The organism is Methylobacterium sp. XJLW (genome assembly GCF_003254375.1).
In the GTDB taxonomy this organism is placed as follows: domain Bacteria; phylum Pseudomonadota; class Alphaproteobacteria; order Rhizobiales; family Beijerinckiaceae; genus Methylobacterium; species Methylobacterium fujisawaense.
On the sequence record NZ_CP016429.1, the window covers coordinates 209,081 to 231,937 of the forward strand.

At 68.6% G+C, this 22,857-nt stretch carries 18 protein-coding genes, 1 pseudogene and 1 riboswitch; of the genes and pseudogenes, 8 read left to right on the top strand and 11 right to left on the bottom strand.

Annotated features, from left to right (window positions below; genetic code table 11):
- The first annotated feature begins 291 nt into the window (after nt 1-291).
- Nucleotides 292-1,428 carry an S-(hydroxymethyl)glutathione dehydrogenase/class III alcohol dehydrogenase gene (locus A3862_RS00930; RefSeq protein WP_043382090.1) on the top strand — a complete coding sequence of 379 codons (1,137 nt, stop codon included), beginning with the start codon at nt 292-294 and terminating at the stop codon, nt 1,426-1,428.
- A gap of 134 nt (nt 1,429-1,562) precedes the next feature.
- Nucleotides 1,563-2,396, top strand: a complete 834-nt coding sequence (gene fghA, locus A3862_RS00935; RefSeq protein ID WP_043755210.1) for an S-formylglutathione hydrolase — start codon at nt 1,563-1,565, stop codon at nt 2,394-2,396.
- Nucleotides 2,397-2,726: 330 nt separating this feature from the next.
- On the opposite strand, the gene A3862_RS30955 is transcribed toward fghA, so the two are convergent.
- The 3 genes from A3862_RS30955 to A3862_RS00945 are packed head-to-tail and all read right to left on the bottom strand — an operon-like array spanning nt 2,727 to nt 5,582.
- A complete protein-coding gene (locus tag A3862_RS30955; RefSeq protein ID WP_124262912.1) occupies nt 2,727-2,939 on the bottom strand; it encodes a hypothetical protein in 213 nt (70 codons plus the stop codon).
- A gap of 44 nt (nt 2,940-2,983) precedes the next feature.
- A complete protein-coding gene (locus tag A3862_RS00940) occupies nt 2,984-4,348 on the bottom strand; it encodes an LLM class flavin-dependent oxidoreductase (protein ID WP_111473142.1) in 1,365 nt (454 codons plus the stop codon).
- Nucleotides 4,349-4,361: 13 nt separating this feature from the next.
- Nucleotides 4,362-5,582, bottom strand: a complete 1,221-nt coding sequence (locus A3862_RS00945; protein WP_111474286.1) for a monooxygenase — start codon at nt 5,580-5,582, stop codon at nt 4,362-4,364.
- A 405-nt stretch (nt 5,583-5,987) separates the two neighbouring features.
- Between A3862_RS00945 and A3862_RS00950 the strand changes: the two genes are divergently transcribed.
- The 6 genes and pseudogenes from A3862_RS00950 to A3862_RS00980 all read left to right on the top strand — a co-directional run.
- Complete coding sequence (locus A3862_RS00950) at nt 5,988-6,977, top strand: ABC transporter substrate-binding protein (protein ID WP_111473143.1); 990 nt, start codon at nt 5,988-5,990, stop codon at nt 6,975-6,977.
- 4 nt (nt 6,978-6,981) lie between these two features.
- The gene (locus A3862_RS00955) at nt 6,982-8,025 is read left to right on the top strand and encodes an LLM class flavin-dependent oxidoreductase (protein ID WP_075381588.1); all 1,044 of its coding nucleotides are present in this window, start codon (nt 6,982-6,984) and stop codon (nt 8,023-8,025) included.
- A gap of 14 nt (nt 8,026-8,039) precedes the next feature.
- Nucleotides 8,040-9,377 (top strand): LLM class flavin-dependent oxidoreductase, encoded by a 1,338-nt coding sequence (locus tag A3862_RS00960; RefSeq protein WP_053608938.1) that lies wholly within the window; start codon nt 8,040-8,042, stop codon nt 9,375-9,377.
- 176 nt (nt 9,378-9,553) lie between these two features.
- The gene (locus A3862_RS00965; protein WP_236952827.1) at nt 9,554-10,354 is read left to right on the top strand and encodes a MetQ/NlpA family ABC transporter substrate-binding protein; all 801 of its coding nucleotides are present in this window, start codon (nt 9,554-9,556) and stop codon (nt 10,352-10,354) included.
- 668 nt (nt 10,355-11,022) lie between these two features.
- Nucleotides 11,023-11,685: a ribonuclease HI gene (rnhA, locus tag A3862_RS00975; RefSeq protein ID WP_043755200.1), complete on the top strand. Its 663-nt coding sequence runs from the start codon at nt 11,023-11,025 to the stop codon at nt 11,683-11,685.
- A gap of 219 nt (nt 11,686-11,904) precedes the next feature.
- Nucleotides 11,905-12,197 (top strand): annotated as a pseudogene (locus A3862_RS00980) (IS630 family transposase); the annotation flags it as partial.
- A gap of 18 nt (nt 12,198-12,215) precedes the next feature.
- On the opposite strand, the gene A3862_RS00985 reads toward A3862_RS00980, so the two are convergent.
- The 8 genes from A3862_RS00985 to A3862_RS01020 form a co-directional block, all read right to left on the bottom strand.
- Nucleotides 12,216-13,886, bottom strand: coding sequence for a SulP family inorganic anion transporter (locus A3862_RS00985; protein ID WP_043755197.1), 1,671 nt, complete (start codon nt 13,884-13,886; stop codon nt 12,216-12,218).
- A 117-nt stretch (nt 13,887-14,003) separates the two neighbouring features.
- Nucleotides 14,004-14,171 (bottom strand): hypothetical protein, encoded by a 168-nt coding sequence (locus A3862_RS31325; RefSeq protein ID WP_164706326.1) that lies wholly within the window; start codon nt 14,169-14,171, stop codon nt 14,004-14,006.
- Nucleotides 14,172-14,351: 180 nt separating this feature from the next.
- Nucleotides 14,352-15,437 carry a DUF1624 domain-containing protein gene (locus A3862_RS00990; protein ID WP_100794063.1) on the bottom strand — a complete coding sequence of 362 codons (1,086 nt, stop codon included), beginning with the start codon at nt 15,435-15,437 and terminating at the stop codon, nt 14,352-14,354.
- Nucleotides 15,438-15,762: 325 nt separating this feature from the next.
- Nucleotides 15,763-17,250 carry a DUF3526 domain-containing protein gene (locus tag A3862_RS00995; RefSeq protein WP_043755190.1) on the bottom strand — a complete coding sequence of 496 codons (1,488 nt, stop codon included), beginning with the start codon at nt 17,248-17,250 and terminating at the stop codon, nt 15,763-15,765.
- Entirely contained in the window at nt 17,247-18,641 is a 1,395-nt protein-coding gene (locus A3862_RS01000) for a DUF3526 domain-containing protein (protein WP_043755187.1), read from the bottom strand. The genes A3862_RS00995 and A3862_RS01000 overlap by 4 nt, the downstream gene beginning before the upstream one ends.
- Nucleotides 18,638-19,363, bottom strand: a complete 726-nt coding sequence (locus A3862_RS01005) for an ABC transporter ATP-binding protein (protein WP_043755185.1) — start codon at nt 19,361-19,363, stop codon at nt 18,638-18,640. Before A3862_RS01005 ends, A3862_RS01000 begins: the two co-directional genes overlap by 4 nt.
- A complete protein-coding gene (locus A3862_RS01010; RefSeq protein WP_236961649.1) occupies nt 19,363-21,450 on the bottom strand; it encodes a TonB-dependent siderophore receptor in 2,088 nt (695 codons plus the stop codon). The genes A3862_RS01005 and A3862_RS01010 overlap by 1 nt, the downstream gene beginning before the upstream one ends.
- Nucleotides 21,451-21,686: 236 nt before the next feature.
- A riboswitch (cobalamin riboswitch) is annotated at nt 21,687-21,893 on the bottom strand.
- Between the two features lie 566 nt (nt 21,894-22,459).
- On the bottom strand, nt 22,460-22,660 hold the full coding sequence (locus A3862_RS01020; RefSeq protein WP_043755183.1) for a hypothetical protein: 201 nt from the start codon (nt 22,658-22,660) through the stop codon (nt 22,460-22,462).
- Between the last annotated feature and the right edge of the window lie 197 nt (nt 22,661-22,857).

The following is a 22,857-nucleotide window of genomic DNA, read 5'->3' on the forward strand; positions in this document are numbered from 1 at the left end:
ACAGCCACGGGTCGATTTCGGCCAAGCCGTCTGGTCCCGTCGGCGTCGGACCTGGTGCAACCGTCGCAGTCGGCGCGCGCCATGCAGGATGCGGATGGGACCCATTCCCCGGATCTGCCGGAACCGCGACGCCAGGGTCAAAATGCGGACGCAGACGTTGCATCCGAGCGCCAGAAGCATCACACACGCACCAGATTTCCGGACCGTTCGGTGCGCCGCCCATGAGCGAGGCGCACCGAAGAGTCGGCAGTTCGGCGCCGTCCGTGATCGTCCAGACAACAGGAACTTGTGATGAAGACGCGCGCGGCTGTCGCGTGGGAGGCCAAGAAGCCTCTCACGATCGAGACCATCGACATCGAGGGGCCCAAGGCCGGCGAGGTTCTCGTCGAGCTGATGGCCACCGGGATCTGCCACACCGATGCCTACACGCTGTCGGGCCTGGATTCCGAGGGCAAGTTCCCGGCGATCCTCGGCCATGAGGGCGCGGGCATCGTCCGCGAGGTCGGCGCCGGCGTCACCACGCTGAAGCCCGGCGACCATGTCATCCCGCTCTACACGCCGGAATGCCGCAACTGTAAGTCCTGCCTGTCCCAGCGCACCAACCTGTGCACCGCGATCCGGGCGACCCAGGGCCAGGGCGTGATGCCGGACGGCACGAGCCGCTTCTCCTGCGTCTCCACCGGCGGCAGCCCGGGCGGTTCGAGCACCGTGTTCCACTACATGGGCTGCTCGACCTTCTCGAACTTCACGGTCCTGCCCGCCATCGCGCTGGCCAAGATCCGCGAAGACGCCCCCTTCGACAAGATCTGCTACATCGGCTGCGGCGTGACCACCGGGATCGGAGCAGTGATCTACACCGCCAAGGTCTGGCCGGGCGCCAACGTGGTGGTGTTCGGTCTCGGCGGCATCGGCCTCAACGTGCTCCAGGCCGCCCGGATGGTCGGTGCCGACAAGATCATCGGCGTCGACATCAACCCGGAGAAGCAGGCCATGGCCCGCAAATTCGGCATGACCGACTTCATCAATCCGAACGAGGTCGGAACCGACAAGGTGGTTCAGGCCATCGTCGATCTCACCGGCGGCGGCGCCGATTTCTCCTTCGACTGCACCGGCAACGTCCACGTGATGCGCCAGGCCCTCGAGTGCTGCCATCGCGGCTGGGGCGAGTCGATCGTCATCGGCGTGGCGGAAGCCGGCCGCGAGATCTCGACCCGTCCGTTCCAGCTCGTCACCGGCCGCGTCTGGAAGGGTTCGGCGTTCGGCGGCGCGCGCGGACGCACGGACGTGCCGAAGATCGTCGACTGGTACATGGAGGGTAAGATCAACATCGACGATCTGATCACCCACACCATGCCGCTGGAGGAGATCAACCACGGCTTCGACCTCATGCACGAGGGCAAGTCGATCCGCTCCGTGGTCGTCTACTAAGGAAGACAGATCCGGGGCTCCCCCGCCTACGAGGTCGGTGAGCCCCACGCACGCCCCCGCATTCCCGGAGCCCCGGTGCCCGCGATCCGGCCCCTGAGCGGGGCTCTCGGCGCCCGAGCAGGAGATCACAGCTGATGGAAACCGTCTCGAAGGCCCGCGCCCACGGCGGCACGCAGGGCGTCTACAAGCACGACGCGCAGACCACCGGATGCCCGATGACCTTCGCGGTGTTCGTGCCGCCCCAGGCCGAGAAGGGACCAGTCCCGGTGCTGTGGTACCTGTCCGGGCTGACCTGCACGCACGCCAACGTCATGGACAAGGGTGAGTATCGCAAGGCGGCAGCCGATCATGGTGTGATCGTCGTGGCTCCGGATACCAGCCCGCGCGGTCCCGGGATCCCGGACGAAGAGGGCAACTGGCAGTTCGGCTCCGGTGCCGGTTTCTATCTGGACGCCACCGAGGCGCCCTATGCGAAGAACTACAAGATGTGGAGCTACGTGACTGAGGAGTTGCCGGCCCTGATCGCGCAGGAATTCCCCGCCGATCTGTCGCGCCAGGGCATCTTCGGCCATTCCATGGGCGGCCACGGGGCGCTCACCATCGCGCTGACCTACCCGGAACGCTTCAAGTCCTGCTCCGCATTCGCGCCGATCGCACAGCCGTCCACGGCCGGCTGGTCGAAGCCTGCCTTCGAGAAGTACCTCGGGTCCGACCCGGCCGCCTGGCGCGCCCACGACGCCACCGCGCTGATCGAGGACGGCAAGCGCTTCCCCGAGATCCTGGTGGATCAGGGCACCGCCGACAGCTTCCTTCAGGACGGTCTGCGCCCCTGGCTGCTTGAGGAGGCCTGCAAGAAGGCCGGCATCGCGCTGACGCTCAACATGCGCGAGGGCTACGACCACTCCTACTACTTCATCTCGACCTTCATGGCCGACCACATCGCCTGGGCTGCCGCGCGCCTGAAGTAAGTTTGTTAGCACCATCGGCGCAGTCGGGAAGCGATGCTTCCCGACCTCGGGTGGAAGATGCCGTCCTGGGCGCCCGCGGAGGCTCGATTCCCCCGCTTTCGGGAAACCCAGGCGGTTTTCCGCATGCCCGACATGGATCGGTTGGAGCTCGTCCGCTTGTGCAGCGCGCCCTCTGCAAGGCGGACGTTTGACTTCCGGCCAGACCAACGCACGCCGGATCGCCGAAGCCCGCAAGACCGGGCATCCGGGTTTGAGCTCCATTCGGCTGAACGGCGAGGGGCAGAAACGTCCCCCGAAGCCGGCACGGTTCCGGGGCGAGATCGATCCGCTTCACGTACCGGACCGGAACCAGGCCGACCGACTGGCGCGACGTCTGTCAGGACAGGATCCCGGCGGCGCGCCCGGACATCTCGGGACCTCGTCGTTGCGAACCCAACGGTCGCCCTGCTCAATCGGGTGTCCGGCCACCAAACCGGCAACGGCGGCGACACCGCCCTTCAGAAAGCGCCGCCGGGCGGGGATATCCGTGTCGTCGTCGGTCATGGCCGTGCGATCCGAAGTCGAAGGCGCTTGCGGCCGGGGCACAGTCATGCCGCTCCCCGGTCGGACGCAGCGTGCGGCGTGGAGAACCGGTCGGCGGGACGCGGCAGGCCGAGATTCTCCCGCAGGGTCGTCCCCTCGTATGCCTCCCGGAATAGGCCTCTTCGGCGCAGTTCGGGGATCACCAGGGAAACGAAATCGTCGAGGCCTCCGGGCAGGGTCGGCGGCATGATGTTGAAGCCATCCGCGCCATAAGCCTCGAAGCGCTCCTGCAGGGCGTCCGCGATCTGCGTCGGCGTACCGACGATCGTCCAATGTCCACGGGCGCTGGCGGCCCGCAGGTACAATGCGCGGATCGTCAGCCCTTCGCGGCGGGCGAGACGGAGGAAGAGATCCTGACGGCTCTTGCCGCCGTCGGTCTCCGGAAGATCCGGCACGAGGGCATCGTCCGGGTAGGCGGAGAGATCGGCGCCGATGAGCTGCTGCAAGAGCGCGCGGCCGACCACCGGATGAATCAGCTCCTGCAGGGACGCGAATTTGTCCTGCGCCTCGGCCTCCGTCCGGCCCACGACGGGGAAGGCGCCCGGCATGATCTTGAGGTGGTCGGGGTTGCGGCCGTGGCGTGCCATCCGATGCTTCACGTCGCCGTAGAAATCCACCGCGTCCTCCAAGGTCTGCTGGGCGGTGAAGATCACTTCGGCGGTGCGGGCGGCGAGGGCTTTGCCCGCCTCCGAAGAGCCGGCCTGAACCACCACGGGATGCCCCTGCGGCGGTCGGGGGACGTTGAGCGGCCCCCTCACCGAGAAATGCGCGCCCACGTGCGCGAGCAGGCCGAGCTTGTCCGGATCGAAGAAGCGGCCGGTCTCGCGGTCGCGCACGAAGGCGTCGTCCGCGTAGGAATCCCAGAGGCCGCGGACGACGTCCACGAATTCCTCCGCTCGGGCGTAGCGGTTGGCGTGGGCGAGATGGCTCTCCCGGCTGAAGTTCCAGGCCTCGCGCGGATCGGCGGAGGTGACGAGGTTCCAGCCCGCCCGGCCGCCGCTCAGGTGATCGAGCGAGGCAAACTTCCGCGCGACATGGAACGGCTCGTTGTAGGTCGTGGAGGCGGTCGCCACGAGCCCGATGCGCTCGGTGACCGCCGACAGGTGGGACAGCAGCGTCAGGGGCTCGAACTGGCCGACATAGCGGATCGCCGTGCGGCTCAGGGCGTCGAGATCGTCCCCGCGAATGCTGACGCCGTCCGCGAGGAAGAGCAGATCGAACTTCGCGGCCTCCGCGGTCCGGGCGATCTGCCGGTAATGGGCGGCGTTGATCCCGGCATCGGCCTGGGACGACGGATGCCGCCACGCGGCGACGTGGTGGCCGCCGGGATACAGGAACGCGCCCAGGCGCATGCGGTCGCGGCGTGCCATGCCCGTCGCCCCCTCACGCCGAGCCGACCCGGTATTGCCGGGGCGGCGCCTCCCCGGAGATCGCGAAGGCGCCGACGGAGCGGTCCCGGTAGATCCGCGGGTTGTGGGAGGCGATGGTGCGGGCGTTGCGCCAGTAGCGATCGAGCCCGTTCCCGACCTTCACCGCCGAGGCGCCCAGCGCGTCGAACAGGCTCGTCGTCGCGCTCAAGATCAGGTCGGTCACCACGCTGACCGCTTGGTTGACCTCGACATCGGCGAGCGTCGCCTGACGCTCCACGTCCGGCGATCCGGCCCGGTGCGCGTCGTGGACCCTCTGGAGGGCCTCCGCCACCTTCAGGACGATCGCACCCGCCGCATAGGCGCTGGCACGCACGCGCCCCACCACCGCCTGGATCTGCGGGTCGTCAGCCGTCCGCCCGGCATTGCCGTGGCTGTAGACGCGGGTCCGCTCGGCCACGAGCCGTGCCACGTCGTCAGCCGCCGCCCGGCCGATCCCGGCGAGCGTCGCGAGATGAACCAGCTGGAAGAACGCCATCGCATAGGGAAAGCGGGCCGGATCGGGTTTGATCAGGTCGGGGGCGAGCACCACGCCTTCGAAGGTCGCGGTGCCGCTGGCTGTGAGCGACTGCCCGAACCCGTCCCAATCGTCGACGATGGTCACCCCCGGCGCGCGCACCGGCACCGCCGCCGTCACCGGGCCGCCCGCCTCGTCATCCGCCGAGAGGTGGATGTAGTCCGCGAACAGCGAGCCGGTCGTGTAGAACTTCCGGCCGTCGACCACGCGGGCACCGTCACGCTGGCGCACCACCGTGTCGAATGCGCCGACCTTGGCGGGGCTCGTCTCCGAGACGCCGCTGCCGATCGTCTCGCCCGCGCCGATCCGGCCGATCCAGGCCGCGCGCCATTCGGGCGAGGACGAGCAGAGCGCATCCTCGGTGAAGCCGAAATGCGCCCGCAGCGCATTGGTGACGTTGGAATCGGCGCTCGACAGCTCGATCAGCAGAGCGAACAGTTCCGACAGGCTGGCGCCATGGCCGCCCTCGGACGGCGCGAGGCGCAGCGTGGTGAAGTTGGCCTCCCGCAGCCAACCGATCTCGGCATGGGGCAGTCGGCGGGACCGATCCCGCTCGACCGCCGTGGCGCGGATCTCGGCAAAGACCGGCCGAAACCGGTCCGCGAGTTCCTCGTAGCGCCCGCTCGGCCCCGCACCCCAGCCCGCTTCCGTCTGAGACATGAACACGACTTCCCGATTCCGGCCGACGGCCCGACAGCGATGCCCCTGGAATCGGTGAGTTGTTCCCGGATCTCAAGCCGAATGATCTGGCATTATCTGTTTTTGGAAACTCAGTCTTGCAAGAAAGACGCTTCGGAGATTTTCATTTTCTTCAACGTCCCAGAGAGAAAAGGCTGCCTCTTCGGGTCCATGATTCGTGGATGATCCGACAAATATCGACTGTCGGCGCCGGATTCCGAACTGTCGGGCGTCGACAGTGAAAGAATACTTTTCCGAGCGCCCGTCGAGGAACGGTCTGCCATGCTGCAACGGCAAATCGAAAACGCGTTTCATTGATCCGGCGCCCCCAGGCGTCTTTCAATACGGGGCCGGCCTCTTCTTTCCCTGCCGCGTTGTGAGCCTTCGATGACCGACGAGACCCTCTGGCGGATCGCGCCCTCCCGCCGCTCGCTCCTGCGCACCGGACTCGGCGGCGCGGCCGCCGTCGCGCTCGGTGCCCCTGCCGTGCACGCGGCGCCGCGCGAGGTGAAGATCAGCATGCAGCGCTCGTCGGTGCTGTTCACCGTGCTCAAGGTGAAGGGCACGCTGGCCGAGCGGCTCGCTCCGCTGGGCTTCACGCCGACCTGGCACCTGTTCACCAGCGTGATCGAGCCGATGAATGCCGGCGCGGTCGATATCCATGCCGACGTGGCCGATGCGGTGCCGATCTTCACCCAATCGGCCAAGGCGCCCCTCACCTTCTACGCCCGGGAGCGGGGGGCGCCTTCGGCCGAGGCGATCATCGTGCCGGATGAGTCGCCGATCCGCACCATCGCCGATCTGAAGGGCAAGACGGTCGGCGTCTCGCGCGGCTCGGGCAGCCATTACGTGCTCGCCGCCGCGCTGAAGCGCGACGGCCTCACGCTCGGCGATATCACGCCCGCCTATCTTCAGGCGCCGGAAGGGGCCGTGGCCTTCGAGCAGGGCCGCCTCGATGCATGGTCGATCTGGGATCCGTTCCTGGCCTTCGCGGCGGCGAAGCGCCCGGTGCGGGTCATCGCCGACGGCAGCGGGCTCACGAGCTATCACCGGTACTACCTCGTCAACGATACCTTCGCCGCCGCGCAGCCGGAGGTGGTGGCGACCGTCTACCGCGCGCTCGCCGAGGCCGGAGCGTGGATGAAGGCGAACCCGGTGGAGGCCGTGGCGCTGCTGGCTCCGATCTGGGGCGACCTGCCGCCCGCCGTCGTGGCCGCCGCCAACAGCCGCCGCACCTATGCCGTCGAGCCGGTGGAGCGGGCGCAGCTCGGCGAGCAGCAGGCCATCGCCGACGTGTTCTACGAGGCGAAACTCATCCCCCGCCGGATCGACGCCACCGCCGTGCCGATCTTCGCGATTCCTCCCGGCCGGGGCTGACGCCATGACGGGTTCACCCCGGTTCGGCATCTGGGCCGCCGTCCACGGCTCCCGCGCCGCCCACCATGATCCCGACGAGCCGGACGATGCCAGCTGGGAGCGCAACCGGGCCTTGGTGCTGGAGGCGGAGGCGCTGGGCTTCGACGCGGTGCTGGTCGCGCAGCACACGATGAACCCCTACGATCCGCAGCGCGATCAGCTGGAGGCCTGGACAGGAGCGGCGGCGCTGGCGGCCCTGACCCGGCGCATCGAGATCATCGCGGCGATCAAGCCCGGGCTTTACCACCCCGTGGTGCTCGCCAAGATGGCGCTGCAGATCGAGCATATCAGCGGCGGCCGCTTCGCCCTGAACCTCGTGAATGCCTGGAACAAGGCCGAGTTCGAGCGAGCCGGGCTGCCCTTCCCGGCCCATGACGAGCGCTACGCCTACGGCCGCGAGTGGATCGGCCTCGTGGACCGGCTGATGCGCGGCGAGCGCGTGACCCTCCAGGGCCAGCACTTCCAAGTGGAGGAGTACCAGCTCCGCCCGGCCGGGACCTTCCGGGCGCGGCCGAGGATCTATCTCGGCGGCGAATCCGAGCCCGCCCGGGCGCTCGCCGCCGACCATGCCGATGTCTGGTTCATCAACGGCCAGCCGCTCGCTGAGGTCGCGGCGCTGATCGAAGACGTCGCCCGCCGCCCTGCCCCCAATGGCCCCCTGCGCTACGGCCTCTCGGCCTTCGTGATCGCCCGCGAGACCGATGCGGAGGCGCAGGCCGAGCAGGACCGTCTCCTCGACCTCGCCCAGCGCGACGCGGCCCTGCGCGCCGACACCCGGGCCCGCACCGATGCCGCGAGCGTCATGTTCGCCAAGACCGATGCGGCCGCCTCCCGGCATGTCGGCACCAATGGCGGCACCGCCGCCGGGCTGGTGGGCAGCTACGAGACTGTGGCCCGCCGTCTCCGCGACTTCCACGCTGCCGGCATCGACCTGTTCATGCTGCAGTTCCAGCCCTTCGAGGCCGAAATGCGCCGCTTCGCCGAACAGATCCTGCCGCGCGTCCGCTGATCCGGAGAGAGTCGATGAGCGGCCGTCAATTGCACCTCAACGTCAATGTGCTGCATGCGGGCGTCTACCCCTCCGCGTGGCGGCTGCCGCAGAGCCAGCCGGATGCCTTCCTCGACCTCGACCACTTCGTGCGCGTCGCCCGCGTCGCGGAGCGGGGCAAGCTCGACGCGGTCTTCCTGGCGGACACGCCCGCCATCAACGACCGGATCGACCACCGGCCCTTCAACGCCCTGGAGCCGACCGTCTTGCTCGCCGCGCTGGCCACCGCGACGCGCCATGTCGGCCTCGTGGCCACCGCCTCGACGACCTACAACGAGCCGTTCAACCTTGCCCGCCGCTTCGCAAGCCTGGACCTCGTCAGCCGGGGCCGGGCGGGCTGGAACGTGGTGACGACGGCCGATGCCGCCGCCGGCCGCAATTTCGGCTTCGCCGGCGCTTCGGAGCACGGGGCACGCTACGCCCGGGCGCGGGAATTCACCGATCTCGTCCACGCGCTGTGGGACAGCTGGGAGGACGATGCGTTCGTCGGCGACAAGGCGAGCGGCCGGTTCATCGACACGGCGAAGGTCCATGCCGTCGAGCACCGCGGCGCGCATTACGCCGTTGCCGGGCCGCTGACGGTGCCGCGGAGCGCGCAGGGGCGCCCGGTGACCTTTCAGGCCGGCGGATCGGAAGACGGGCGTGAACTCGCCGCCGCCACCGCGGACGCGGTGTTCTCCCTGGCGCAGACCATCGAGGACGGCACCGCCTACGCCCGGGACCTGCGGGCGCGGGCCGCGCGATACGGACGCCGACCGGACGCGCTCGTTATCCTGCCGGGCCTCGCCACGGTGATCGGCGCGACGGAGGCCGAGGCACGCCGCCGCCAGGACGAACTCTGGGACCTCGTGCCGGTGGAATACAGTCTCGCCCGCCTCGCCGGGACGTTGCGCCTCGACCCGTCGCGGCTCGAACTCGACAAGCCCCTGCCGGAACCGCTTCCCCTGCCGCCCGACGCCAACCACACGATGTTCCTCGGCACGCTCGCCCTCGCCCGCCGGGACCGGCTGACGGTCCGCCAACTCCTGCGGGCGCTGGGCGGCGGCGTCGGCCACCGCATCGTCGTGGGCACGCCGGAGGCGATCGCCGACGACATCGAGGCCTGGTTCCGCGCGGGCGCGGCAGACGGCTTCAACCTGATGCCTGACGTGCTGCCGGATGGTCTGGAGACTTTCGTAGACGCGGTCGTGCCGATCCTCCAACGGCGCGGGCTGTTCCGCCGCGACTATACCGGCGCGACCCTGCGCGACCATCTCGGCCTGCCACGGCCGGCGAGCCGCTTCGCCGCCACGGACGCCGCGGCTTCGGCATGATCAAGTGCAGCAGCATCAGGCTGAGAGAATTCCGCTCTCGATCTTCCCGACGACACGAGAAGCAAGACCTACCAACATGCGAAAGTTCGACAGTCGTTACTCTTGATGCCACGGAGCACCGAGCGATAAGAATATAAGCATTATCGTTCAAGAATTTCCTTCGAGAAGCGTGCGCCGTGCCCCAATACTCCCGTCGTCTTTTCCTGTCCGGCGCGCTGGCCCTGAGCATGGCGCCGGCGCGCGCCGCGACGGCTCCCCTGCGTGTCGTGGCCTCGTCCGTACCGCATGCGGAGATCCTCGAATTCGTCGCCGACAAGCTCGCCCCCGACCTGCCGCTCAAGACCATCGAGATCTCGGGCGATCTCCGCCCGAACGCCCTGCTGCGTGACGGCGACGCCGACGCCAATTTCTTCCAGCACGTGCCCTTCCTCCGTTCGGAGGAAGCCGCGATGGGGGTGCGCTTCGCCGTCGTCGCGGCGGTGCATATCGAGCCGCTGGGATTGTACAGCCGCCGGGCCAAGTCGCTCGCGGACGTGCCGGCCGGCGGGACCGTCGCCCTGTCGAACAGCGTGTCCAACACCAGCCGAGGCTTGTCGCTGCTTCAGGCCAACGGCCTGATCCGTCTGCGGGCGAAGGACGCGGGCGTGAACGCGACCTTGGACGACGTCCTTGAGAATCCGAAAAACTTCCGTTTCGTCGAGATCGCGCCGCCGCAATTGCCGCGCTCCCTCGATGACGTGGCGATCGCGGTCATCAACGGCAATTACGCGCTGGAAGCGGGGCTGGAGCCCGCACGGGACGCGCTGGCCCTCGAACGCGCCGAGGGCAATCCGTATGCGAACGTCCTCGTCACGACCGAGGGTTTGGCGAAGGATCCGCGCATCCAGCGTCTTGCAACGCTGCTGACCTCGGCCGAAGTCGCGGCGTTCATCCGCAGCCGCTACCGCGGCTCCGTGATCCCCGTCCGGAATTCATGACCGACCACGGTTGCGGGACGACGGAGGTTCGGTGCGGGGGCAGTCCGGCCTCTGCCTCGGCGCCGGCGTCCGCGCCCAGAATGCGCCCAGGGAATTCCGGATCGGCTACCAAAAGTTCGGCCTCATCGTCGCCGCCCGGCAGCAGGGCCTGATTGGAAAGCCGCTCCTATCGCGACTTCGCATCGCAGGTCGCGGCGTCCGTCGGAGACCCATCGGGGGACCGGTGCGGTCGCCCCGTGGACCGCGACGTCTTCGGTAAGCAGAGCCGTCCTGCATGCCGGTGACCACGACCTCACCGTCTCCGCGCCCACCGATCGACTCCGATGGGCGGAGGGCTCTCGGAGTGACCGCATTCGATGCGGTGCGCGTCGTTCGCCAGGTCGTGCTCGGGTCGCAGGCGGCTCCTCGCATTGCCCAACCCATTGGGTTTTGATCTAAGCGCTGCAGGGTGGCCGCTCCGTGAGGAGCAGCGGATTTGCGAGCCCCGCGATCGTGCTGACGGGCGCCACGCAGGCCCGGCCTGCGGCGTGGCCGGGGCGACAGGTGTGCTGCCCGGCTCGCAGCTCTCCAGCGGGACCGGCCTGGGGTGGTATACCGTCCGTCAGCCGATTTCGGGCATGGATGGCGGCCTCCCATCGACCACACCAAACGGAAGGGCTGACGCCACGATGCGAACGATCGTTTATGCCGATGGCGGTTGCGACCCTAACCCCGGGCCAGGTGGTTGGGGGGTCGTCGTTGCGGCCCCGGACGGCACGGTCGAGCTGTGCGGCGGAGAACCCGGTACGACGACCAACAACCGCATGGAGCTGACGGCCGCGATCAAGGGTCTCGAGCATTTCCCGGCCGGAGCCGCGATCGAGATGCGGTGCGACAGCCAGTACGTCGTCAAATCCGTGACCGAGTGGATGCGCGGGTGGAAGGCGAAAGGCTGGCGCACGACGACGGGTGACGTGAAGAACGTCGACCTCATGAAGCGCCTCGACGAACTGAACGCGGCGCGCGACGTGAAATGGACCTGGGTCCGGGGGCATGCCGGCGACCGTCTGAATGAGCGCGCCGACGCTCTCGTCCACCGAGGCCGCCGCGAAGCGAAGCTCGGCAAACTCGAATCGCGGACCCATGCTGCGCCCATACCTGCCGCGACCCCCGCATCGGCTTCGCCGAGCCAGGGTGCGGACCTGCGCGTCGATCTTGCGCTGGGTCTCCAGATCACGCGCGCCGCAAAGGCGGCGGGCGTCACGCCCGACGCTCTGGTCGACGATGCGATCCGCTTCTACCTTGAGATTGGGCCTCGCGAGGTCGCACGCCTGCGATCGAGCCGGGCCTAGTGGCCGAGGCCAATCCAATTCGCCTCGTGGATGTGTTCGCGGATGAGCGCGATCGCGCGGTCCGTGGTCTCGCCGACATGACGCCGGCTGCGACGGGCCTGCGCGACATTCATCCCGCGACGCTACCGAAGCTTTACCTCGACTCGCAGGGGCACGGGGATGGTCGGCTACGGCGTGCAGGCGGCCGTCGAGACGGAGCGTCTGCTGTTCGCCGCCCACGCGCTCAAGCATGGTGATCCGGTGGTCCTCGGCAATCGGCCCGCGCGCAAGGTCGGCGGTCTCCGCGCGCCTATCGAGGCGGCCGGCGGACGGTTGCTCTACCGACCGGCCGACTCTTTCGGCTTCAATCCGATCGGACTCGTCTTCGCCCCGCTCACGGCCAGACCACGCGCCGAGGCAGCCCGCAGAATCAGCGCCTCCTGGGACACCACCACACGCCCGTCCTCGGGCGCTTCTCCACGGCCGAGTGCCGCAACTTTCCCGCGGCAGCAGGCTCCGACTCTGACGATCCGGTCAGATCCGATGAAGCGCTAGTCCGGCGCCGAACGCGGATGAAGCTCCCTGTATCGCGCGATGGCTGCCCGCGTGTTGAACAGCAGGCGATCCAGACCGAGTTCCTGATCCAGGCCAGCGCGCCGCACCATGTCGAGGACGCTCGGATTGAGGTCCACGAGCCAGACCGTCACGTCAGTCCGCCGTACGCCCTCCTGCAGCATCTTCAACGCCGAATACTCGATGTCTGGCACACGGCTGAGGTCGAGGGCGACGACGCGCGGCGCACGGTCGGCGACCAGCGCCCGGATCCGATCGGCCACGTTCTGCGCGTTGGCGAAATAGAGGCGGCCTTCGGGACGCAGGATCAGAAGGCCCTCGAACGTCTCGTCGTCGGGGTGCTCGGGAGACAGGGGGCGCAGGACATCGGCCCCCCGCTTGCGGGCAATGATCGAGACCCGCGGATGGGCGGTCTGGAGGGCAAGGCCGAGGAGCGAGAGCACGATCGCCACGACAATGCCCTGGAGTGTTCCAAAGACGAGCACACCGAGTGCCGCCACAATCGCCCAGCGGAATTCCATGTGCCGTACGTGGTAGATGGCCCGGAACTCCTCCGGCTGAATGAGGCTGGCTGAGTAGACGATGACGATCGCCGCGAGGGTCGCCTGCGGCAGGAGACTGAGGATCGGAGCCAGGAACAGCATCGTGGCGAGAGCCGCCCCGGCCGTCACGAGCGAGGCCACTTGTGTCCTGCCGCCAGCGGCTCGGACGACACCGGTCTGAGACGTTCCGCCGCCGGCCGGCATGCCCCCGAGCAGGGCTCCCCCCAGGTTCGCCAAGCCCGTGGCGACCAGTTCGCGATTGGCATCCAGCGGCGGATCGCCGGGCCTCACGAACGCCCGTGCCGCGGCGATGCTCTCCGTGAAGCTCATCAGGGCGATGCCCATCGCGCCCGGCAGGAGTGCTTGAGCGAGCGCTGGGTCGGGCAAGCTGAAAGAGGGCAGGCCCTGCGGGATTGTCCCGACGGTCGACACGCCCGCGGCGCCGAGATCCAGCAGCCATGAGGCAATGAGGGCAGCCGCCACCGTGACCAGAGGGGCTGGCGCGTGCGGCTTGAGCCATTCCATCCCGACCAGCACGGTCAACGTGGTCCCTGCGACGGCCAGGGTCGGCAGGGAGGTTGCGGGCAGGTGCTGAACGAGGCTCACCACGTCCGCAAGGAAGGACTGTTTCGCAACGTGCAGCCCGAGGAGCTTGGGAGCTTGGTCCAGCAGGATGACGACTCCGATGCCGGCCTTGAAGCCCGTGAGCACCGGCAGGGAGATGAAGCTGGCGACGAAACCCAGCTTCAGCAGTCTGGCGGCGAGGAGCAGAATTCCGACCAGGGCCGTCAGCGTCGCCGTCGCGGTGGCGAGCTTCGCCGGATCGCCGTCAGGGACCACGCTGCCGAGTTCTGCCGCGGTCAAGATGGCCAGTGTCGTCGTCGAGCTGACGCTGAGCACGCGGGACGAGCCCAGGAGACCGTAGATGAGCGCGGGAACGAAAGCCGTATAGAGACCGACCGCCACCGGCAGTCCAGCCACGGTGGCGAAAGCCATCGCCTTGGGCAGGACGACGGCCGCAGCCGTAAGGCCTGCCACCACGTCGAGCCGAATCTCCCTTGGCGCGTCTTTCCGGACTGGATGTGGCGTCGAACCGAAGTCCTTCATGTGCGCTCCTCCGCGCTCGGCGTGGGCACGAGGATCGATTCTACCAGTGCTTCGACGATTCCCGCACAAGACACCGCGCAGCTTCGGCCGGATTCTTGTCTTAAGAACATTCCTCAATTAAGTAACGGATCGCGTTCGATCCGCGAAGTCGGGCGTGGTGAAGACCGAGATTGTCGCGCTGGCAGCCGAGAGCAGCATCCGCCACGGCCCGCGTCGATGGTTCACCTCGGTCTCGACCAGGCCGATCCCCGTCTCGGCGAGGCGCTCGGTGTCGCGGTTGCCCACGTCTTGCGACCCTCGGCCGGACTGGCAGACGCGGCCGCCGCCGGATCGCGACCCGCGGTGCAGACCCTGCGCCGTCGGACGATGCCGTCAAGCCCCTCCCCCGCATCTGTTGGGTTATCCGTCACCAATGGGACGTCCGTTGTCCCGCTCTCTGCTCTAACTGGGGCGATCTTCGTGCTCTCAGAGATAGCTCAAAGCCGGCCATCTCCCGGATCGTTTCAGCCGTACCATCGAACGGCAGGCCACCCAGAGGGGAATGCTGACAGCGGCGGCGATGAGCCAGAGCGCCGCCGGTGAGCCAGCCTCGACCCGTCCTGAAGCCCCAACCAGACCGACCGTCGCGGCTCCATCATACAGGAGACGCAGGAGCGCAAGGTGGAGCAGGTAGAAGAACAGCGGCGCGCCGCCGAAGACGCACAGCCAGCCGACGAGCCGCGCCGGAACCACCTCGAACAGCGTCAGCAGGCAGAGGCCCAGCCCGAGCGTCAGCAGCAGGAAATCGGCGGACGGCGGGTACTTGGTCAGATTGACGAAGGACAGCGCGGTGGCGAGGGGCGTGCGGCCGGGCTGCCACGGCACCGGTTCGCCGTAACCGTTGAGCGCGCGCAGGACGAGGAAGGCGACGAGGGCGGCCGCCCCGAGCCCGGCGAGCCAGGCGCGACGGCGCGTTTCGTTGACCGCTCCCGTGAAAAGCGGCCCGAGCGCGTAGCCTGCCGCGATCACGCCGATCCAGGGCAGGAGCGGGTACGAAGTCCGGGCCACGCCGCCCCAGGGCAACGCGATCATCCCGCGCTGGTGCAGGATGGACCAGAGCACGTAGCCCGGCTCGCCCACTTGAAGCACAAGCCCGTCGAGCAGGTTATGACCGAGCATGAGCGCCAGGGCTCCGGTCACGAGGAGAACCCGCGGCAGCCAGAGCAACGCGGCCAGTGCCACCATGCACAGGCCGATCACCCAGATCACCTGCAGATAAAGGATCGGCGGCCAGAAGCTGCCGGCCCAGGCGACATTGACGAGCGTCACTTCCAGCAGGATCAGGAGCAGCCCGCGCTTGAGCAGGAAGGCGGCGGTCGCTCGCGGACCGTGCTTCTGCCCATAGAGGCTGGCCGAAAGGCCGGTGAGCAGGATGAAGAGCGGCGCGCAGAGGTGCGAGGACGCCCGCGTCAGGAACAGGTCCGGCGGCGTCGCGGCGAGATCCATGGGGTCTCGGACCTGCGCATGAAGGTAGAAGAACTCCCGCACGTGGTCGACGAGCATCAGGAGCATCACCAGCCCGCGCAAGGCGTCGATCGAGAGGATGCGCGGCGGGCGCTTCACGTCCGTGGTCGTCACGACTGGTCCTCAAGACGGCAAAGCAGATTTGGGCGCGCGGCCGGGGTCCAGACGGTGCCCCCGCGGAGCATGCAGAAGCCGCGACGGCTCAATCCGCCGGCAAATCCCACCGGGGTGTACGGCCGCTCGCGCACGAGAGCCGCCAGTCGCCGCTTCGACGCGTGCCTGGACCAATGCGCGCGGAGCGACGCGGCTCGACGTTCTGCATCGCCGGGCCGCGTCTCAAAATCCGGGCGGGCAGCCGACGTCGCGACAGCGCTCATACGGACCATATCGCGAAGCGGCGGAAGGCCAGCCCGGCCAGAGCCAATGCCACGCCCCACAGGGTGAGCGCACTGAGCGCGGCCTGCCATCGCGCTGCGTCTGCCGCGATCACAGTCGGAAAGCGCGGCACGGCATCGTAGGCGTCGAAATCGAGGCGCGCCGGGCAGCCTGCGCAGACGGCCGCCGGCCGCAGCTCCTGCGCCAGGATGCGCGGTTCGAAGAAGGCGCGCAGGCTCCGGCGGTACTCGGAGGCTGCAGCGAGAAAGGCGGCGTGGCGGGCGGCGTCGGTGCCCGCCGCCGTGTCGAGCGCGAGGGCGAGCGTCGTCGCCGGAGACAGAAGAGCCAGGCGTGCGCTCCAGGCCGCGGCGCCCTCGGCGCGGGCCTGCATCCCTGCGCGGTAGGGGGCGAGCGTCGTCTCGTAGAACGCATCCCGGGCCAGCCGCTTGATTTGCGGCGTCTCGCGCAAGTCGGGTCGGTCCGTGGTGCCGGGCAACCGCGCCGTCAGCCATGCGGCCGTGACTTTCGCCGCCTCGTCGCCCCGGTAGAAGGCATCCTGAACTTGGCGGCTGGCGTCGATGGCGGCGATCCGCGAGGGGGGCGGCGCCAGTTTGTCCACCGCGAGACCGAGGAGGGCCGGCAGGACAACGGTCACGCAGGCCCAGGTCAGCACGAGGATCGTCAGCGACGCCACAGCCCCGCGCCATAGGCTGGCGGCGAGGGCACAGGCGGCGACCCAGAGCACGACATAGGCGCAGAGCGCGGCGGCCAACAGGGCGAGGGTCGTGGCCCAGCCCGGAGGGAGGTCCCGCCATCCCGCCAGCGCCAGGGCCAACGCCGTCCCCCCGATCACGGCGGCGACGAGGATGAGCGCTGCCGCGCCGAACTTCGCGCCCGCGACGATCCGGGGGTGTACGGGCTGGGCCGCGATGAGGCGGAGGATCCCGGCATCCTGCTCGGCGGCGAGGCGCGTTCCCGCGATGGCGATCACCGCCAGGGGAACGAGGTAGATGAGGACGAAGGCGAGGTCGAAGGGCCCGAGCCTCAGCGCGGCGGAGGATCCCAGTTCGTAGGCCGTGTCCTCGAAGACGGTGCTGAAGCCGAAGCTCGTCTTCATGACGGCGGGCTGGATCTCGCTCTGCCCCGCAGAGAGCACGGCCAGGGGCGTCGGCGGCTTCACGGCGTAGGCGGCGAGGAAGTAGTGCATGTAGCCGAAGGCGTGGGTCGGATCCTGCCAGTAATTGACCGTCATCGCACGCGGCACGGCGTAGCGGGCGGCGGCCTCCTTAGCGTCTCGAAGGGAGCGCGCGGCATCGTCCGAGGCTTGCGCGATCGCGGCCCGTTCGCCCGCCACACGCTGGGCACCGGTATGGCCCCCGAGGCAGAGGGCCACCTGGAGCGCGGCGAGGATCGCCCAGGTCAGCCGCTCGCGAAGAATCAGGCGCAGTTCGGTCCTCAGCAGTGGGAGAAAGCGCGATTGGCTCACGGGGCCAGCCTGCGGATCAGGGGGATGCTCCCGGCGGCGAGCAGCGCCAGCCACAGACCGAGCAGGAGGGCCGGGACCCGGATCTCGGCGAGGGACCGCGACAGCGGCAGGGGCGCAAAGGCAAAGGGCGGAATTTCGCGCCACAATTCCGGCCCCGCCAGCATGGCGCGCCCGTCGCGCTGTGGGTTGTCGCGGATCTCGGCATTCATGCGCTCCGAGATCGCCCGCCGGTAAGCCTCGGCAGACCAGACGAAATGGGCGTGCTGAACGAAATCGGTCCCCGCAAGGCCTTCCGACACACGCTGGAGGGCGACGCGCGGCGAGAGCAGGCCCGCCCAGCCGAACGCGGCATCCCGCGCAGCCAGGGCCGCGAAGAAGGCCCCGAGTTCCCGGTCGTAGACCGCGAAGGCATGGTGGTCGTTCTCCACCATGATGAGGCCACGCAGATCCACAGGGAGTTCCTGCTGATCGCTCACGCCGTAGCGGGCGAGCGTCGCCTGCGCTCGCGCATCGCTGGCTTCGGCGGATTTATGGGGACGCAGGTCCCCGTCGATCCGCAGCCGGGTCTCGCGATAGGACGGGGCGGGCGAGACCATCTCCATGCCTGCAGTCGCGAGCCGTGGCGCGACGAGGCACAGCGCGATCCAGATCGCGAGGGAGATCGTCAAGGCTCCTCGCGCCGTGCGGGCCAGCAGCGAGGCGATCATCGCGATGAGCAGGAAGACGGCACCGTAGAGGGCCTGCACCGCGACCCAGACGAGGAGGCGCGGCCAAGCCTGCCAACCCGCGGTGCCGAGGCTCGCAATGGCCACGCCGCCGAGCGTGAGGAGGGGCAGGCAGACCAGGACCGCAAGGACGAGGTTCAGGGCGGCGAAGCGGGCGGCAAAGAGTGGGCCGGGCGGCGCGCCGTTGCCGAGGGCGAGGCGCAGGGTACCGCGCTCGCGATCCGCCGCGAAGGCGGCAAAGCCGAGGAGAAGCGCCACCAGGGGAACAACGAGGCCGACGACATCGGAGACATCGGAGAGGCCGGCCCGGTCGAAGGGGCCGGCATCCTGCACGGCGCGGTAGACCGCATCGTTGAACAGGTGCGCCTCGATCCGCACCATCCGGCCCGTATAGGGCTCGGTGCCGGGATCGAGGATTGAGAGGGGCGACGAGGGGCGAAACACCCACAGGCCGTAATGATCGGCGGAATGCGGGTTCTTGGCATCCTGCCCGAGCCAGCGGGCCCGCTCTGCGGCCGTGACCCGCGCGACCTCGGCACCGTAATCGCGGGCGGATTGCCAGGCGCCGAGGCCCGTGACCATCAGGAGCAGGACGAGCAGGCCGCCGATCCAGCGGACGCGCGCGTCCCGCCACAGCAGCGCCAACTCCGCGCGGACGCGCCTCACGTGACCGCCCCCGACAGGCGCGCGATGTAGAGGCGTTCCAGATCGGTGTGCGCGTAGCGCCTCGGATCGATCTCCTCGGCGACGCGCCCGCCCGCCAGCACGCCGACCCGGTCGGCCATCTCGCGCACGCGGTAGAGGTCGTGGGTCGCCATCAGCACCGCCGTGCCGCGCTCCGCCGCCGCCCGCACCGTCCCGGAGAAGGCCGCCGCCGCCGATGGGTCGAGGCCGGATGTCGGCTCGTCGAGCAGCAGCAGCCGGGTCTTTCGCGCGAGCGCGATGGCGATGCCGACCTTCTGGCGCATCCCCTTCGAATAGCCGGAGGCGGGCCGCGACCAGGCCTCGGGCGCCAGGCCGGCCGCCGCGAGATGCGTCTCGGCCTCCGCCCGATCGATCGCGAGACCGGCGAGGGTCGCGAAGTAACGGAGATTCTCCAATCCCGATTGCCCCGGATAAAGGGCCACCTGCTCCGGGATGTAGGCGGTGCGCGCCCGGGCAGCGATGGGATCCGTCCCTGCATCGATCCCGCAGACCCGGACCTCCCCCGCATCGGCCTTCAGGAAGCCGAGGATGAGGTTGATCGTGGTGGTCTTTCCGGCACCGTTGGGACCGAGCAGGGCATAGACCTCACCCGCGCGCAGGGTGAGGTCGAGACCGCTGAGGGCGGTCCTGCCTCCGAACTGCTTGACGACGCGGCCGAGCGCCAACACCGGCTCAACCGCCATCAGAACCGCACCGTCACGGAGCCCGTGATGCGACGGGGCGAGCCCGGATAGACGCGGAATACGTTCAGTGAACTCTCATAGTAATCGGTGTCGAATATATTCTCGATGTTGAGCGCCACGCGGGCGTTGCCGAATTTGTAATAGGCCAGCGCATCGACCGCGATGAAGCCCGGCAGGGTGAAGCCGGACCCCGCCGCGTCGCCCGCCCGCTCGCCCACGCCGCGCACGCCGCCGCCGATCCCGAAGCCGCGCCACGCGCCTGCTGGCTCGTAGACCGCGAGCAGGCTGCCGGAGTGGCGGGGCACGTTGACCAGGGGGGCGCCGACCGGAAGCACGTTGTCCTTGGTAACGCGGGCATCGGCATAGACGTAGCCGGCCAGGAGCTTCAGTTCCGGCGTGATCTGTCCTTGAGCCGTCAGCTCAAAGCCCTGGCTGCGCACGGCGCCGGCCGCGAGGGAGAAGCCGGTATTCGCCGGGTCGGGCGTGAGCACGTTCTCCCGCTCCACGCGGAAGGCGGCGGCGGTGAGGAGCAAATTGCCGCCGAATAATTCGGACTTGGCGCCGACCTCGTAGCCGAGGCCGGTCTCGGGCGGCAGCGCCGTGCCGCGCGTGACGGCGGCGGCGTCGGTGCCGATATTCGGCCGGAAGCTCGTGCCGACATTGGTGTAGAAGGCGAGTTCCGGGATCGGCCGGTAGACCAGGCCCGCCCGGGGCGAGGCCGCGACCCGCGACTGGTCCACTTGGCTGCGCACCACGCGCTCGCGGAAGCTCTGCTCGAAGATGTCGAGCCGAAGGCCGATCAGCGCCCGCCATTCCGGGCTCAGGACGATCTCGTCCTGCGCATAGAGGCCGGTATTGGTGATGCGCTCGATATTGTTGCGTGGGATGGTGATCGGCGGCAGCGCCTGTCCGTAGACCGGCGAATAGATGTCGAGGGCGAAGGGGCTCGTGCGGAAGTTCGAGCGCAGATAGACCGTCCGGCTGTCGGTGCTCTCCCGGTCCATGCCGAGGAGGAGCGTGTGGCCGATGCCGCCCGTATCGAACCGCCCGATCAGGTCGGCCTGACCGACCGCCACGTCCCAGCGATAGTCGCGCACGTTGCGGTCGCGAAAGACGGTGCGGTTGTTGGCGGCGATTCCGCGGATCTCCGCCGATTCCCCTTCCAGATCGCCGGTGTTGAAGTAAGCGGCGAGCCGCATCTGCCAGTTCTCATCGAAGCGATGATCGACGCGGACCTGCAGCGAATTGTTGTTCTGGTAGGTGCTCTGACCGGGCTCGCCGAGGAACCGCGAGAGCGGCAGGAAGCCGAGCTGGCGATTGAGCGCGATCACGCCCCGGTCGAAGACGATGCGGTTCTTCACGAACTCGGTCTCGACCGTAACGCGTGTGTCCGGCGTGACCTGCCAACTCACCACTGGAGCCACGAGCAGCCGGTCGCTGTCCACGAAGTCGCGGAAGCTGCCGGCCCCCTGTGCGGCGAGATTGAAGCGATAGAGGACCGTCCCGTCCGCGTTCAGGGCACCGCCGGCATCGATGGTACCGCGGGTCAGACCGAACGAATCGACCTGATTGCCGAACTCGACGAACCGTTCGGCGGTGGGTTGCTTGGTGATGAGGTTGACGAGCCCGCCGGGATCGCTGCGTCCGAACAGGGCCGCCCCCGGTCCCTTGAGCACCTCGATGCGTTCGATGTTCTGCGCGTCGGGCGGAGGCGGGGTCCCGCGATTGAGGGGGAAACCGTTCTTGTAGATCTCCGAGGTCGTCACACCACGGATGGCGTAACTGAAGATCGAAAGCCCCCCGAAATTGTTCTGCTGGGCGACGCCGGGCAGATAGTTGAACGCCCGGTCTACGCGGGTGGCGGCGAGGTCGGTGATCGTCTCCCGCGGCGCCACGGAGACGGCCACCGGCACGTCGATCTGCGGAGTGGCTGTGCGCGTGGCGCTGACGGCCGTGCCCGCTCCGTATCCCGGCGTCGGGCCGATCAGGCCGATGGTGCCGCGCCCGGAGGCCGTCGTGCGGCCGGCACCCTCCCCGACCTGCTCGACCGAGAGTTCCTCCAACGTCACGCTCTCCTGCGCCCGCACGTCCTCGATCGGAAGCCCGGCCGAGAGGACAGCGGCGAGCGCCAGCCGCCGACCGCGATGCGGAGTCCGCGGACGACGCGCTGATGGCGCTGAAAACCGCGCAGGCTCGCCGAGAGACGGACGTTCGGAGGTCGCCACCACACACTCGCTGTTGCCGGGTGGAGGCCACGGGGATACGGGCAGCGTCGCCCACGAGACGGCGACACCGCGCGCTCCGCCGGGGCACCCCGCCCGAGGGACGTCATCGTGCCGAAGGCAGGTCTCCTGGCTCACGGGTCAAAGCGCCCGCCGGACCTTCCCAGTGCAAGCACCAGTGGTCATCGGTGGCAGGCGCTCGCCGCTCACAGTTGCGGGGGCAGCTTCGGATTCGCTCCGAAAAGCGCACCGAATTCCCGTCTTAGCTCCGGGCCGGGACCCGAAGAACCTTGGCTGGACGATATTCGCCACCGGCGCGCATCCGGTCAACGGGCCTGACAAACTTTGTAACAGTGTTACGTTACGTGTGGCGCTATGGACACAGTCCGATCCCCGATGGAATGCACCGCTCTCACGTTGCGGTGATGGACCGGATTGGGCTCGGACGACGCGGGTCCGAATGAGATCGGCGGGCCGATGGCGGCTGGATATGCGCTATGCTGAACCGAACGGACGAGCGGTCATCGACGCCTTGTTTCATGCGCCGCTGGGCGCCGAGCGTCTCAGCTGAATGGAAATCCGATGGAACGCTCTTGGCATCGTGTTGCTGATTGCCGAACGCGCGGCCCGAGCTCATGACCCGGCATACGGTCCTTCGGTGACCCGCTCCATCTCAGGGCCGGCCTTGCCGTCCAGCCTTGGATCGCGGCATGCCTCATCGCCGTAGTCGCGGTGGCCCCGTGCCAAAACTTCTCCTTCGGCGCGAACCCGATACCCTGACCGGCTGGCTTTGCACCGGGCAGATGCTCTCGATCGGTTCGGTTCTAAGCCAGCCGGTCAAGTCAGTCGTGCATTTGCGGTCGCTCGATCGCCCCTACATCTTCCGCTCGCGATGGATACGCTTCTTCTTCGGAAGTGCCTTGTGACGGCCGATGGTGACCCTGGCTTCCGACACCGTCGGTCCGGCCAGCGCCTTGCCCAGTGCGGGACCAGCGGCCGTCGCGTCCGCGAACGTCGCGAAGGTCAACAGGGGTAAGGCGGCCAGCGCCGCGCGAAGAGCCCGGATCGTGTGCATAAGCGTTCACTCCTCTGTCTGTGGGCGCCGGGCCGTTTCCGGGGCCGGCCGGATGCGACGAGCGGTCTTCGGTGTGAAGGTGCTCCCCCGGAATCGAGCCGGTCCGACTGCGAAGTGCCGCGCCGATCATGCGCGTGAACCGGTGTGAAGAGGCTTGGGCAGAGACCCATTTAGTCTGACAAGATATCGTCGATCTG

Excerpts from the sequence above, each read along its gene's own strand:
- A3862_RS00950 (WP_111473143.1), top strand. The coding sequence starts at position 5,988 with ATGACCGACGAGACCCTCTGGCGGATCGCGCCCTCCCGCCGCTCGCTC.
- A3862_RS00930 (WP_043382090.1), top strand. The coding sequence starts at position 292 with ATGAAGACGCGCGCGGCTGTCGCGTGGGAGGCCAAGAAGCCTCTCACG.
- A3862_RS01020 (WP_043755183.1), bottom strand. The coding sequence starts at position 22,660 with ATGCACACGATCCGGGCTCTTCGCGCGGCGCTGGCCGCCTTACCCCTG.
- A3862_RS00945 (WP_111474286.1), bottom strand. The coding sequence starts at position 5,582 with ATGTCTCAGACGGAAGCGGGCTGGGGTGCGGGGCCGAGCGGGCGCTAC.
- A3862_RS00955 (WP_075381588.1), top strand. The coding sequence starts at position 6,982 with ATGACGGGTTCACCCCGGTTCGGCATCTGGGCCGCCGTCCACGGCTCC.
- rnhA (WP_043755200.1), top strand. The coding sequence starts at position 11,023 with ATGCGAACGATCGTTTATGCCGATGGCGGTTGCGACCCTAACCCCGGG.
- A3862_RS00940 (WP_111473142.1), bottom strand. The coding sequence starts at position 4,348 with ATGGCACGCCGCGACCGCATGCGCCTGGGCGCGTTCCTGTATCCCGGC.
- A3862_RS00985 (WP_043755197.1), bottom strand. The coding sequence starts at position 13,886 with ATGAAGGACTTCGGTTCGACGCCACATCCAGTCCGGAAAGACGCGCCA.
- A3862_RS01005 (WP_043755185.1), bottom strand. The coding sequence starts at position 19,363 with ATGGCGGTTGAGCCGGTGTTGGCGCTCGGCCGCGTCGTCAAGCAGTTC.
- A3862_RS30955 (WP_124262912.1), bottom strand. The coding sequence starts at position 2,939 with ATGACCGACGACGACACGGATATCCCCGCCCGGCGGCGCTTTCTGAAG.
- fghA (WP_043755210.1), top strand. The coding sequence starts at position 1,563 with ATGGAAACCGTCTCGAAGGCCCGCGCCCACGGCGGCACGCAGGGCGTC.
- A3862_RS00990 (WP_100794063.1), bottom strand. The coding sequence starts at position 15,437 with ATGCTCCTGATGCTCGTCGACCACGTGCGGGAGTTCTTCTACCTTCAT.
- A3862_RS00960 (WP_053608938.1), top strand. The coding sequence starts at position 8,040 with ATGAGCGGCCGTCAATTGCACCTCAACGTCAATGTGCTGCATGCGGGC.